We start from the raw sequence: 13,663 nt of genomic DNA on the forward strand, positions 1-13,663 counted from the left end.
TCTTGACTATGCTGTATCGCTCGACGGATCGCCTCTGTCGTCGTGGCGCTCCCATGAAGAACCTGGCCCATAGCGCATCCTTTGATTCGGACGAAAAGTATGCACCATCAAAGCCTGGGATCAAACAGCTAGGGTGGGGGTCCTCTTCGCAAAAACCTCAAGCAACAAGCTTCGGCACCGGCCCGACATAGCGCGACTGTGGCCGGATCAGCCGCCCGGTCGTCTGCTGTTCGCGCGCATGCGCGATCCAGCCGGCGACACGTCCGGCGGCAAAGACATTGCTGAACGCCTGTGGCGGAAAGCCCGCCGCCTCAAGCACAAGCGCTGTGTAGAACTCGACATTGGTCTGCAGCGAGCGCTGCGGCTTGGCGATCCGCAGCACTTCGAGCGCCGTCTGCTCGACCTGTTCGGCGAAGGCCAGGCGGCGGCCGGCTTCGCCTTCGCTGCCGAGCTGCCGCACGACGGCTTTCAGCACATCGGCGCGCGGATCGCGCACGCGGTAGATACGATGGCCGAAACCCATGATGCGCTCGCCATGCGCGACCTTCTCGCGCAGCCAACCGGCCGCGTCGCCATGCGCCTGGATTGCATCGAGCATCTCGATCACCGGGCCGGGCGCGCCGCCGTGCAGCGGCCCCTTGAGCGCGCCGAGCCCGGCCAGCACCGACGATGTCAGCCCTGCCAGCGTCGATGCGACGACGCGGGTGGCAAAGGTCGAGGCGTTGAGGCCGTGATCGCACACGGTCACCAGATAGGTGTCGAGTGCCCTTGCCAGCGCCGGCGACGGGACGGATCCCTCGAGCATCCTCAGCATGTCGGCGGCATGATCGGCCTTAGCGTCAGGTGCGGTCGGCTGCTCGCCGCGCGCCAGCCGCAGCAGAGCCGGCGTCAGCACGGCGGGCGCCGCGATCAGCCGCAAGGCGTCCGTCAGCGTCTCGCCATCCGGCAGCAGCGCCATGCCGGCGCGCATGGCGCTATAGATCTCAAGCGGTGCGAGCAGCGGCAGCGAGGGCGCAAGCCGCTCGAACACCTCGACGCGAGCCTTGCCCAGCCTCGCTGCCAGTTCGGCATCGCCGGGAAGGCCGTCGAAGAAGCCGTCGAGCAACAGGCGAACCACTTGCGCATAGCGCCAGCGTCCCGCCAATTCCGGCAGCGAATGACCGCGGATCGTCAGGCGGCCGCCAAGGCCATCGACATCGGAGAGCACGGTCTCCGCCGCCACCACATCATCGAGCCCGTTCGCCATATCTCATCTCCTTGCAGCTTTTCTGCATGGGAGATAAGGGTTGGGCTGCGCCTCGATCAATCTTGATCAATATAATCAATATGTGAGCTAAAAATGTCCGAATGGCTGTCGCGGGAAGAGGCGCTGGAAAGGCTCAAGGTCCGGCCGCAGACGCTCTACGCCTATGTCAGCCGTGGCCGCATCGGCATGCGGCCGGATGAGAGCGACCCGCGCCGCAGCCAGTACCGCGCCGATGACATCGCGGCATTGGCGACCCGCCGGGCGCGCGGCCGCAGTCCCTCGGCCATCGCCGAGAGTGCGATCGCCTGGGGCGAACCCTCGATTGTCACCGCGATTTCGACTGTGCTGCACGGCCGACTGACCTACCGAGGGCAAGACGCCGTTGCGCTTTCCAAAGCGGCGACGCTGGAGGAAACCGCTGCTGTGCTCTGGGCCTCGCCTGAACCGGTGATGTTCAAAGCTCCGTCATCTGAAGCGCCTCATCCAGTCGGCCGCGCCTCGGCCTTTGCGCAGCTTGCCATGCTTGCAGGCCACGGGCGGCCTTCGCTAGGACGCAGCGCCGCCTCGCTGTGCACCGAGGCCGCGCGCACAGTCGGAGCGCTGGCGCAGTCGCTGGGCGCTGAAGCCGGCACAGCGCCCGTCCATAAGCGCCTGGCGCAGGGCTGGTCGGTGGATGATGCCGGCGCGGAAGCGATCCGCTGCGCCCTCGTCCTGCTCGCCGATCATGAACTCAACGCATCGACCTTCGCCGCCCGCGTCGCAGCGTCCACAGGCGCCTCGCCTGCCGCATGCCTGCTGGCCGGCCTGGCAACGCTGTCCGGCCCGCGCCACGGTGGCGCCGGCGAAGCGGTGATGCAACTGGCTGAAGATGCAGCAGCCCACGGCGCGGATGCGGCGATCCGGCGCTGGCTCGGCCATGATCGGCCCTTGCCGGCGTTCGGCCATCCGCTCTATCCCGACGGCGATCCCCGTGCCACCGCACTTCTGGCAGTCATCCCTGTCGACGAGACACTGCAACAGTTGCAAAAAGCCGCCATGGCGGCGACCGGCGCGCACCCCAACATCGACTTTGCCTTGGCCGCTCTGACGCGCGGCCTTGGCTTGCCGCGCGATGCACCGTTCCAGCTATTCGCGCTTGGACGCAGCGTCGGCTGGGCCGCGCATATGGTCGAACAGATCATTAGCGGCAGCATCATCAGGCCGCGTGGCCGCTATGTCGGATCCATGACCTGACCGCGCATTGCCTTCTGGTGATATGCGTCAGGCCGACCTGGCCGTGCTCCCAAACCGCGCACGATAAGCGACAGGCGTCGTGGCGAATTGCCGGCGGAAGTGATGCCGCAGCGTGCCTGCCGCGCCAAAGCCGGCGGTCTCGGCAATCCGTTCGATCGGCATGGCGGTGTCTTCCAGCAGCGTGCGCGCCCGCGAAAGCCGTTCCGACAGCAGCCAGCGCGCCGGCGTGACACCGGTCGCGGCCGCGAACCGGCGCAGGAATGTCCGCTCGCTCATCCCGGCAAGCTCGGCCAAGATGGCGACGGGATAGTCGGCGGCAATATCGGCGCGCATCCTGTCGATCAACGGTCCAAGCCGGCTGCGCTCATGTGGCTCGGGAACGGAACTCTCGACATACTGCGCCTGGCCGCCGTCGCGATGCGGCGGCACGACCAGACGACGCGCCACCATGTTTGCAGCCTTGGTGCCGAAGTCGCGCCGAACCAGATGCAGGCAGAGGTCGATGCCCGCGGCACTGCCTGCCGATGTCAGCACATTGCCCTCATCGATGTACAAAACGTCCGGAATCACGGTGATGTCGGGGTACATCTCCGTCAGCTTCTCGCTGTAGCGCCAGTGCGTCGTCGCTCTTTTGCCCGCAAGCAGGCCGGCCGCCGCAAGCACGAACACGCCCGAACAGATCGAAAGAATGCGAGCGCCGCGCTCGCTCGCCTTCCGCAGCGCCTCGATCAGCGCCGGCGGCACCGGAGCCTCCGTTCCGCGCCATCCCGGTACGATCACCGTGCCGGCCTGGCCGATCAGATCGATCCCGCCGTCGGCAACAATACGCACGCCGCCCAGCGCGCGCATTTCACCGCCATCGATCCCGGCAACGGCAAAACGGTACCAATCCTCACCCATTTCCGGCCGGGGCAAGGCGAAGATCTCAACCGCCACGCCAAACTCGAACGTGCACAGCCCGTCATAGGCAACGGCAACGACAAGAGAGTTGGCAGGGCGCGGATTGGCAGAGGATGGCATGATCTTGACGATATATGGCAAAGCTGCCAGCTGCAATCGCCCTGCTTCCTGTCTTATCTCTCCGTCGCATCAGCAATGGAGATACGAGGATGAGCCACGTGACAGACATTCCGGCGGCATCGCCGGATATCGCCCGCGACCATTTTCTGCGCCGGCTTTCCGTCGAGACCGACTGTTCCGACGTCGCCGCCGCACTGCGTGCCGGGGAGCCGGACTTTGTTCTCCTGCATGTGGTCGGGTCGCCGGAAGCCTATGGAAGCCGCCATGTGCCGGGCGCGCTGCATCTGCCGCACCGCGAAATATCGGCCGAGCGGATGGTGCAATGGCCCGAAAAGACGCTGTTCGTCGTCTATTGCGCGGGACCGCATTGCAATGGCGCGGATCAGGCGGCCTTCAAGCTGGCCAGCCTCGGTCGTCCCGTGAAGATCATGATCGGCGGCATAACCGGTTGGCAGGACGAGGACCTTCCTTTCGCTTCAGGCAAGGAGCCCGGTGTCTTGCACGCGTGAGGCCACGCGAAATGGTCGGCCTTGAAGACTGGGCAAGCATGCAGAAGGCCATGGTTAGAATTCGTCCATTCGAGCGCCAGGATGTCGGTGCGGTGCTCGCCCTCATGCGGGCGCTAGCTGTCTTCGAGGGTTATGACGACAAGCTTCGCGTCACCGAAGCGAACCTCCTCGAGCACGGGCTGGGACCATCGCCCCGGTTCGGCGTGTTGGTGGCGGAGCGAGAGGGCGTGATCGTCGGCATCGCCGTCCACTACCTCATCCCCTGGACCTACGACCTGAAGCCGGTTGTCTGGCTGAAGGAACTCTACGTCACTGAAGCGACGCGCGGGATGGGGGTCGGCCATGCGCTTGTTGAACAGCTTCGCCAACACGCTTTGAGCATTGGCGCCTCCGCCATCAAATGGACGGTGCTGAAATCCAACTCGCCGGCCAAAGCCGCTCGCTCGACGGCCAGCCCGACGATATCTGGGAACCGTGGCAGCTGAAAATCGACCCGTAAAAGCCGCCTCACCAAACTGAGGCGTTCGATCATGCAGCGGTCGCTTACGACATGGTGTCAAGCTTGCGCTGCATGGCGGCGATCTGTTGCTTCAGTTCCTGAAGGTCGTCGCCGCTCTTTTCCGGGACATCCTTGCGGGCCGGCTCGGGTGCAGCCGCGGCCGCAGCATTTGTGGCGGCGGTCGGGAACGGCGTGAACAGGCGCATCGCGTTCTGGAACATTTCCATGTTGCGGCGTGTCTGCTCTTCCAGCGCCTTGATCGGCGTGGCGATCTTCATCACATCCAGCGGCGACTTGCCGATCGCGCCCTTCATCTGCTCGCGGAACCGCTCCTGTTCCTTGGAGAAGGCCATCATCGACTGTTCGAGGAAGCTCGGCACGATCTGCTGCATCTGGTCGCCATAGAAAGCGATCAGCTGACGCAGGAACGGGATCGGCAGCATGTTCTGCCCATCCTTGTTCTCCAGTTCGAAGATGATCTGCGTCAGCACCGGATGGGTAATGTCGTCACCGGTCTTGGCGTCCTGGACGGTGAACTCCTCGCCCTTCTTGACCATCTCGGCCAGATCCTCGAGCGTGACATAGGTGCTGGTGCCGGTGTTGTAGAGCCGGCGATTGGCATATTTCTTGATAATGATAGGGTCGTCTTTCGCGGCCATCAGCATCCTCCCGGGACACCGGCGCGCCTGAGTAAGCCGCCGGTAACGATTGCGCCATTTTTAAGGATATGCGCAAAAGCTCTATAATTCCAAGCGCTTTGTGCAGTGCGGCATCATTTATTGCTGCATGGCCGGCCAATTATGCTGCGCAGCAAAGGTTGGGCGATCCCGCCGGCCGCTCACGCCCTGCTTGCGGCGCTTGGCCGGCATGCCCATTTCCGGTTTGACTTGGGGTGTGGAACGGGCAAGAAAAGTCCCAACAAGGCCCCAAGAACACGACACCTCGAAGTCTGGAGAGAAAAATGTCCGCTTCCAATTCAATCGTCGTTGCCAGCGCCGCACGCACGGCTGTCGGCTCTTTCAACGGCGCCTTCGCCGCCACCCCGGCGCATGAACTTGGCGCCGTCGTCATCAGGGAGCTTTTGGCGCGCGCCGGCGTCGAGCCGGGTGAAGTCGACGAGGTCATTCTCGGCCAGGTGCTGACCGCCGCGCAGGGCCAGAACCCCGCCCGCCAGGCGTCGATCAATGCCGGCCTGCCCAAGGAGACCACCGCCTGGGGGCTCAACCAGGTTTGCGGCTCTGGCCTGCGCGCCATCGCGCTCGGCATGCAGCAGATCGCCGCCGGCGACGCCACTGTGATCATCGCCGGCGGCCAGGAATCGATGTCGCTGTCGCCGCACGCCGAGCACCTGCGCGCCGGCGTCAAGATGGGCGACTACAAGATGATCGATACCATGATCAAGGACGGGTTGTGGGACGCCTTCAACGGCTACCACATGGGCAACACCGCCGAGAACGTCGCCCGCCAGTTCCAGATCACCCGCGACGACCAGGATCAGTTTGCGCTGGCCTCGCAAAACAAGGCCGAGGCCGCGCAGAAGGCCGGCAAGTTCAAGGACGAGATCGTCGCCTTCACGATCAAGGGCAGGAAGGGCGACACTGTCGTCGACCAGGACGAGTACATCCGCCACGGCGCCACCATCGACGCCATGTCCAAGCTGAAGCCGGCTTTCGACAAGGACGGCACCGTGACCGCCGCCAACGCGTCGGGCATCAATGACGGCGCCGCCGGCGCGCTGCTGATGAGCGAGGCTGAAGCCACAAGGCGCGGCATCACCCCGCTGGTGCGCATCGCCTCATGGGCGACGGCCGGCGTCGATCCGGCGATCATGGGCACCGGACCTATTCCCGCCTCGAAGCGGGCGCTCGAGAAGGCCGGCTGGTCGGTCAAGGACCTCGACCTTGTCGAGGCCAATGAAGCCTTCGCCGCGCAGGCCTGCGCCGTCAACAAGGGCATGGGCTGGGATACGTCGATCGTCAACGTCAATGGCGGCGCCATCGCCATCGGCCATCCGATCGGCGCGTCGGGCGCCCGCGTCTTCAACACGCTGGTTTTCGAGATGCGCCGCCGCGGCGCCAAGAAGGGCCTTGCCACGCTGTGCATCGGCGGCGGCATGGGCGTCGCTCTGTGCGTGGAAGCGCTGTGAAAGAGAAGTGAGTAGTGAATAGGGAGTAGTGAATGGGGAACAAGGAGCAGCGCGGCGGGATATCGATCCCTACTCGCTACTCCCTACTCCCTATTCCCTTCTTCCGACCAAAGGGAGGAAGAACTTTCAATGACCAAAGTAGCGCTCGTCACCGGTGGATCGCGCGGCATCGGCGCCGCCATATCGATCGGCCTGAAGAATGCCGGTTACACCGTTGCCGCCAACTATGCCGGCAATGACGAGGCAGCGGGGAAGTTCAGCACACAAACCGGCATCAAGACCTACAAATGGTCGGTCGCCGACTACGACGCCTGCGCCGCCGGAATCAAACAGGTCGAGGCCGATCTCGGCCCGGTCTCGGTGCTGGTCAACAATGCCGGCATTACCCGTGACGCCATGTTCCACAAGCTGACGCGCGAGCAGTGGAAGGAAGTCATCGACACCAATCTGTCTGGCGTCTTCAACATGACGCATCCGCTGTGGGGCGGCATGCGCGACCGCAAATTCGGCCGCGTCATCACCATCTCCTCCATCAACGGCCAGAAAGGCCAGGCCGGCCAGGTCAACTATTCCGCCGCAAAGGCCGGCGACATCGGCTTCTCGAAGGCGCTGGCGCAGGAGGGCGCGCGCGCGGGCATCACCGTCAATGTCATCTGCCCCGGCTACATCGCCACCGAGATGGTCAAGGCGATCGACGAGAAGGTGCTGCATGAACGCATCATCCCGCAGATTCCGGTCGGCCGCCTCGGCGAACCGGAAGAGATCGCGCGTTGCGTCGTCTTCCTCGCTTCCGAAGACGCCGGCTTCATCACCGGTTCGACCATTACAGCCAATGGCGGCCAGTACTTCGTCTGACGTCATGCCGCACTCGGCAACGCGCCGATTCGCCTGAACGTCGCAACTGTCAGGCGGCGAGCTTCAGCCCTGATTTGGCCTCAGGCTTGCTGGCGGCAATTAAGCCAGGCGCCTTTGCGGGCGCCGGCAGCCGGGCGTTTGAGGCCCGACTGAGACCCGACAGCTTCAGCGCAATGCGACGCTTCACGAACGGCAGAAGATTCACCAAGGAAAGCGACAGGTTGCGGACGAACCGCTTCGCCGGATTATGGGCAAGCGCCATCTCCGTCATCTTCCCCGCAAGATCGAGCACTTCCTGAGCCGCTGGGCGGCGCAGCTTTTCGTATAGGTCGAGTTCCGTCGCCGAGCGAATGCCGTTCACCACATCGCCAAGCAACTGGCCAAGCACGACCGCGTCGATGATGCCGGTATTCATGCCCTGCCCACCCGCGGGACTGTGTACATGCGCGGCATCGCCCATCAGGAACAGCCGGTCCTTGCGATAGGCCCTGACCAGACGATGATGCACGCGAAAGCGCGAACTCCACGTCAGGTCGAGCACGCGGGCTCTTGTCGTGGTTGGCCCGCGGCTATCGAGCAATGCCTGGATGTCGGCGGTGCCGGGCTTTTCCGGCGCATCCTTCATCGTCGCGACGACGCGGTACGAGCCATCCGGCAGCGGCGCCACCACCACCAGGCCCGCCGGTGCGAAAAACAGCGACACTTCGGCCGGTCCTACAGGCCAGTCCAGGCGAACGTCGGCCAGCACAAACGAACCATCATAGGCCTCGCCATCGAACTCGATGCCGGTCGACTTGCGCACCAGGCTCTGCATGCCGTCGGCTCCGACGACGTATCGCGCCGAGATGAGTTTTTCGTGGCCCTGCTCGACCACTGTCACGCGCGCGCCGTCACTGTCTTGAGCAACGGCCACAGCCTCGACCTCGCGATGAATGACGCCACCCAGGACCGCGATCCGTTCAGCGAACACCTGCTCGGTCACGTTCTGCGGCAGCATCATCAGGTAGGGATGCTTTGACGGCAGCTTGCCGAAATCGAGCTTGAGCAGCACCCGGCTCCGATCGCGGATGGCGAAATCGTCGAGATTCACGGAAAGCTCACTCAGCCGCTGCGTGAGGCCGAGCGGCTCCAGTGATTCCAGCGTTTGCGCATGGATGACCCCAGCGCGCGACGTTTGCAGACCCTGCGTCAGTCTGTCGATCAGCACGTGATCGACGCCAGCTTGATGCAGCGCGATTGATAGCGCCATACCAGTCGGGCCGGCGCCAATGATAAGGACTTCCGTTGTCTCAGGCAGCATTCCCCGTCTCCATTTATCAACACGTGTTGACTTCTAGTAAGTTGGATTGCATTTGTCAACGGCTGTTGGCATATGAATCTGGATGAACGAGAAGCAGCCGAACAAGCAGACCAAGTCGGACCGAACACGAGCCCAAATCCTTGAAGCCGCACGCCGGCTTTTCTCCGAGCACGGCTATGACGGCACCTCAATCCGCGACGTTGCGGCGCAGGCCTCGATCGATCCGGCCATGGTGATCCGTTATTTCCACAGCAAGGACGAGCTGTTCGCCAGGGCCGCCGTCGTGGACCTCCAACTGCCGGATCAGCGGATAGACCCTACCGCCATCGGTGAAACGCTGATCAGGCGCTTTCTGGTAAACTGGGAAGGTCAGGCCAACGGGCCAGGCATGATAATCCTGCTACGCTCGGCTGCGTCGAACGAGCACGCGGCCGAGAAGGTCCGCGACGTCTTCGCCAACCAGGTGAGGCCGATGGTTGCATCGATAGGCGACCCAGCGGACGCCGGACGGCGCGCCGGGCTGGTTGCCAGCCAGCTGCTGGGCCTGGCGACCTGCCGATATCTGTTGCGGCTTGAGCCCGTCGTCGCCCTGTCGCATGAGGAAATCATCCGGAATGTGGGACCGGTGTTGCAACGTTATGCAACAGGCCACGACGCGGCCTGAACCGGCGGGCACCGAGTGCTGTCGCGGCGATTGACCCGTTCCGGCACGCAAAGATTAACGATTTCCAGGCGCCCTGTGCAAAACCCGGTTCGCAAGCTGTGAATTCTCGATGGACAAGCTGTGGATAACACAACATGTTGGGGTGAACAAACCAGGAAAATCCCGCCATCGCTGATTCATCGCCGATTCGTTCCGGCTTTGAGCGCAACGTTAACGACCAAGGCCGAAAATCACCGGCAAATGGTTAAGGCCGATTAAGAAAATTCAACAATTTCATAATGTTGGCCGAGGCGTATCGGATCACGACGATGCCCCGCCGGCAAAGGTTAACGCCAATGGTCGCCTTGCAGGAATCGGGCCAGTTTCCGCGATTCAGCATATGGTGAGACTCAGGCTCGCAAAATCCACATGTAGCCGTGAACAAAAGCTGAATCTGCCGGAGTCACTGATTCGTCGCCGATTCGTTCCAGACTCGTTCCAACTGTTAATTGAGACCTCAACGACGAACCGTGGGACTGCCGGCCGGAACATTCCGCTTTCGCTTCGCGCCTGAAATCCCTATGTGTCGCCTGTCATACGCGCCACGCGAGGCGCGCTCCCGACAACACGATGCAGAAAGCCTCATCTCCAGGCCGATGAACATCCAGCCGAAACACACCGAGCCGCTGATCCTGTCGGGCCGCGACGTGACTGCCGTGCTGGGTCCGACCAACACCGGCAAGACCCATCTCGCCATCGAGCGCATGGTGGCACATGAGAGCGGCATTATCGGCCTGCCGCTCCGCCTTCTGGCGCGCGAGGTCTATGCCCGCGTCTGCGAAAAGGTCGGCGCCCACAAAGTGGCGCTCATCACCGGCGAGGAAAAAATCCAGCCGCCCGGCGCGAAATATTCGGTCTGCACCGTCGAAGCCATGCCGCGCGAGACCGACGTTGCCTTCGTGGCCATCGACGAGGTGCAACTCGCCGGCGACCTCGAGCGCGGCCACATCTTCACCGACCGTATCCTGCACCTGCGCGGCCGCCAGGAAACGCTGCTGCTCGGCGCGGCCACCATGCATGGCATCCTGCAAAAGCTGCTGAGAGGCGTCTCGGTGGTGACGCGCCCTCGCCTGTCGCACCTGGCCTATGCCGGCTCGAAGAAATTGACCCGCCTGCCGCGGCGTACGGCGATCGTCGCTTTCTCCGCCGACGAGGTCTATGCCATCGCTGAGCTGATCCGCCGCCAGCAAGGAGGAGCGGCGGTCGTGCTCGGCGCGCTGTCGCCCCGCACCCGCAATGCCCAGGTGGCAATGTTCCAGGCAGGCGACGTCGACTATCTCGTCGCCACCGACGCCATCGGCATGGGGCTCAACCTTGATCTCGATCATGTCGCCTTCGCCCAGAACCGCAAATTCGACGGCTATCAGTACCGCAATCTCACGGCGGCCGAGCTCGGCCAGATCGCCGGCCGCGCCGGCCGCCATCTGCGCGACGGCACCTTCGGCGTCACCGGCCAGGTCGATCCGCTGGACGAGGAGTTGGTCAAGCGCATCGAGGGGCACGAGTTCGATCCGGTGAAGGTGCTGCAATGGCGCACCGCGCATTTCGACTTCGCCAGCCTCGACGCGCTGAAGCGCTCGATCGAAACCAACGCGCCGGTCGAAGGCCTGACGCGGGCGCTGCCGGCGGTCGATGCCCAGGCGCTCGAACATCTCTCCCGCGACGAGGACATCCGCGCGCTGGCTACCAATGCCAAGCGCGTCGCGCTGCTGTGGGAAGCCTGCGCGTTGCCGGACTACCGCAAGATCGCGCCGGCCCAGCACTCCGACCTGATCGCTTCTATCTACACCGACCTCGCCAAACACGGCCATGTCGACGAGAACTACATGGCCGAGCAGGTGCGCCGCGCCGATACGACCGAGGGGGACATCGACACGCTGTCGCACCGCATTGCGCAGATCCGCACCTGGACATTCGTGTCCAACCGGCCGGGCTGGCTGGCCGATCAGGCACACTGGCGGGAAAAGACGCGCGAAATCGAAGACAGATTGTCGGATGCGCTGCATGAGCGGTTGACGAAACGGTTTGTAGACCGCAGGACTTCCGTCCTCATGCGGCGCCTTAGAGAAAATACAATGCCTGAAGCCGAAATCAGTCCTACCGGAACCGTCCTTGTCGAAGGCCATCATGTCGGCGAGTTGCAAGGGTTCCGCTTCACCGCCGATCAGAGCGCCGGCGGCGAAGACGCCAAGGCCGTGCGTACGGCAGCGCAAAAAGCGCTGGCCGCCGAGTTCGAGGCACGTGCCGAACGCTTCGGCGCCTGCGCCAATGGCGACCTTGCGCTCGGCTCCGACGGCACGCTGCGCTGGATCGGCGCGCCGATCGGCACGCTGGTTGCCGGCGAGGACGCGCTGAAGCCGCGCCTGGTGCTTTTGGCCGACGAGCAGTTGACCGGTCCCGCCCGCGACAAGGTCGCCGCGCGCGCCGAGCGCTTCGTCAATTTCCAGATCGAATCCTTGCTGAAGCCGCTGGTCGACTTGAAGAATGCCGAGCAGATCGCCGGCATCGGCCGTGGCATCGCCTTCCAGCTCGTCGAGCATTTCGGCCTCATCAACCGCCGCGACATCGCCGAGGAAATGAAGTCGCTCGACCAGGAGGGTCGCGCCGCCTTGCGCCGGCTCGGTGTGCGCTTCGGCGCCTACCACGTCTTCGTGCCGGCGCTGATCAAGCCGGCGCCCGCCGGACTGATCACGCTTTTGTGGGCGCTGAAGAACGACGGCAAGGACAAGCCCGGCTTTGGCGACGTGGTGCACGCGCTGGCCTCCGGCCGCACCTCGGTGGTCATCGATCCGGCTTTCGACAAGAGCTTCTACAAGCTCGCCGGCTACCGCAATCTCGGCCGCCGCGCCGTGCGCATCGACATTCTGGAACGGCTGGCCGACCTGATCCGGCCTGCGACCAACTGGAAGCCCGGTCTGGGACAGCGCCCGGACGGCGCCTATGACGGCCAGTCCTTCATGGTGACGCCGCCGATGATGTCCATCCTCGGCGCAACCGCCGACGACATGGAAGAGATCCTGAAAGGCCTTGGCTACCGCGCCGAGCCGAAGCCGCCGGCAGAGGTCAAGGCGCGGCTGGAAGCACAGGACAATGCGGCGCGGGAAGCGGCTGCCGCCAAGCTGGCTGCGGACGCGGCTGCAAAAGCCGAACAGGCCAAGGCGGCGGAAGCCGCTGCAAGAGAAGCCGCCGCTGAAGCGCCGGCCGTTGGATCGGAGCCGGATGCGGTTGCCGCCGCTGAGCCTGCGGCTGAGCAGCCCGTCGCCGAAGCCGCAGCGGAGGCTGTTGCTGCGGACGCTCAGCCGGGCGCGCCTCCCGAGGGTTCGGAGCCAACTGCGGCCGTTGAAGCCGCCGCCGAAGCTCCAGCCATCGAGGAAGCAACGGCGGAGCCCGTCGCGGACGAACAGGTCGAAGCTCCCATAGAAATCGCGGAAGAAGCTCCGGCTGTTGCGGAAGCTGACGACACTGCCGACGCCACCGTCGCCGAAAACGCCGACGCCCTTACCTCTCCCTCGATGGCGGAGGTCGCGGCGCAAAGCGACGCGGGTGACAGCGCTGACGAAGCAGATAGTGCAAACGATGCAAGTGCAACCGCCGACGCCGACGCTGCCCCCACCCCGGCGCTGCGCGCCGACCCTCCCCACGAGGGGGAGGGTGGAAGCGCTGAGCCTGTCCCCGAGGCCGAAGCGCCAAAGCCCATCTTGCTGTGGCGGCAGGGTCGTTTCGAGCAGCGCCCGCGCCATCGGCAAGACAACCGCAGAGACAATCGCCCGCGTAACGGCCAGGCTAGCCGCGCCGATGCGCCGGCCGACGCTGCCGGCGGACAGCCGGCACCGGGCGAACGGCCGGCCTATCAGGGCCGGCGCGACCAGCGCGACGGTGCCGCCAAGCCACGCTTCGACCGTTCGAAGTTCAAGCCCAAGCCGCAGGCCGAGGGCGAACAGCGCCGCGACGGCAAGCCGCAAGGCGAGCGTCCGCGCGAGGGCCGGCCTGACTGGAAAGGCGGCAGGCCGGAAGGCAAAGGCGGACCGCAAGGCGCCAAGCCGGCTTTCCAGGCCAAGCCACGCGAGGAATGCCCGGCGCGCTTCGATCCGGACTCGCCCTTCGCCAAGCTCGCCGCCTTGCGCGACCAGTTGAAGAAATAAGCCCCAGGTT

At 64.4% G+C, this 13,663-nt stretch carries 11 protein-coding genes; 7 read left to right on the forward strand and 4 right to left on the reverse strand.

The features are described from left to right. Positions 1-157 precede the first annotated feature (157 nt). A complete protein-coding gene (locus tag NKH38_RS13095; RefSeq protein WP_352760918.1) occupies positions 158-1,246 on the reverse strand; it encodes a citrate synthase/methylcitrate synthase in 1,089 nt (362 codons plus the stop codon). Positions 1,247-1,339: 93 nt separating this feature from the next. On the opposite strand from NKH38_RS13095, the gene NKH38_RS13100 reads away from it, so the two are divergent. Then, complete coding sequence (locus NKH38_RS13100; RefSeq protein ID WP_352639752.1) at positions 1,340-2,479, forward strand: citrate/2-methylcitrate synthase; 1,140 nt, start codon at positions 1,340-1,342, stop codon at positions 2,477-2,479. A gap of 27 nt (positions 2,480-2,506) precedes the next feature. Here NKH38_RS13100 and ftrA read toward each other — a convergent pair whose 3' ends face one another. After that, positions 2,507-3,499, reverse strand: coding sequence for a transcriptional regulator FtrA (gene ftrA / locus NKH38_RS13105; RefSeq protein WP_502896596.1), 993 nt, complete (start codon positions 3,497-3,499; stop codon positions 2,507-2,509). A gap of 89 nt (positions 3,500-3,588) precedes the next feature. Between ftrA and NKH38_RS13110 the strand changes: the two genes are divergently transcribed. Continuing rightward, on the forward strand, positions 3,589-4,008 hold the full coding sequence (locus tag NKH38_RS13110) for a rhodanese-like domain-containing protein (RefSeq protein WP_352760923.1): 420 nt from the start codon (positions 3,589-3,591) through the stop codon (positions 4,006-4,008). Between the two features lie 50 nt (positions 4,009-4,058). After that, positions 4,059-4,493 (forward strand): GNAT family N-acetyltransferase, encoded by a 435-nt coding sequence (locus NKH38_RS13115; RefSeq protein WP_352760926.1) that lies wholly within the window; start codon positions 4,059-4,061, stop codon positions 4,491-4,493. A 58-nt stretch (positions 4,494-4,551) separates the two neighbouring features. Here NKH38_RS13115 and phaR read toward each other — a convergent pair whose 3' ends face one another. Next, entirely contained in the window at positions 4,552-5,166 is a 615-nt protein-coding gene (gene phaR / locus NKH38_RS13120; protein ID WP_023685813.1) for a polyhydroxyalkanoate synthesis repressor PhaR, read from the reverse strand. A 302-nt stretch (positions 5,167-5,468) separates the two neighbouring features. On the opposite strand from phaR, the gene NKH38_RS13125 reads away from it, so the two are divergent. Together NKH38_RS13125 and phbB are read left to right on the forward strand one after the other, a co-directional pair. Beyond that, the gene (locus NKH38_RS13125; protein ID WP_023673832.1) at positions 5,469-6,653 is read left to right on the forward strand and encodes an acetyl-CoA C-acetyltransferase; all 1,185 of its coding nucleotides are present in this window, start codon (positions 5,469-5,471) and stop codon (positions 6,651-6,653) included. A 129-nt stretch (positions 6,654-6,782) separates the two neighbouring features. Continuing rightward, on the forward strand, positions 6,783-7,508 hold the full coding sequence (gene phbB / locus NKH38_RS13130) for an acetoacetyl-CoA reductase (RefSeq protein ID WP_352760931.1): 726 nt from the start codon (positions 6,783-6,785) through the stop codon (positions 7,506-7,508). A gap of 49 nt (positions 7,509-7,557) precedes the next feature. Here the strand turns inward: phbB and NKH38_RS13135 are convergent, their stop codons facing one another. After that, positions 7,558-8,808 (reverse strand): FAD-dependent oxidoreductase, encoded by a 1,251-nt coding sequence (locus NKH38_RS13135; RefSeq protein WP_023693614.1) that lies wholly within the window; start codon positions 8,806-8,808, stop codon positions 7,558-7,560. Between the two features lie 82 nt (positions 8,809-8,890). Between NKH38_RS13135 and NKH38_RS13140 the strand changes: the two genes are divergently transcribed. Next, positions 8,891-9,472, forward strand: coding sequence for a TetR/AcrR family transcriptional regulator (locus tag NKH38_RS13140; protein ID WP_023693613.1), 582 nt, complete (start codon positions 8,891-8,893; stop codon positions 9,470-9,472). A gap of 635 nt (positions 9,473-10,107) precedes the next feature. Further along, entirely contained in the window at positions 10,108-13,653 is a 3,546-nt protein-coding gene (locus tag NKH38_RS13145; RefSeq protein ID WP_352761360.1) for a helicase-related protein, read from the forward strand. Positions 13,654-13,663: the final 10 nt, after the last annotated feature.

This window comes from Mesorhizobium sp. M1078 (assembly GCF_040318615.1).
Taxonomy (GTDB): domain Bacteria; phylum Pseudomonadota; class Alphaproteobacteria; order Rhizobiales; family Rhizobiaceae; genus Mesorhizobium.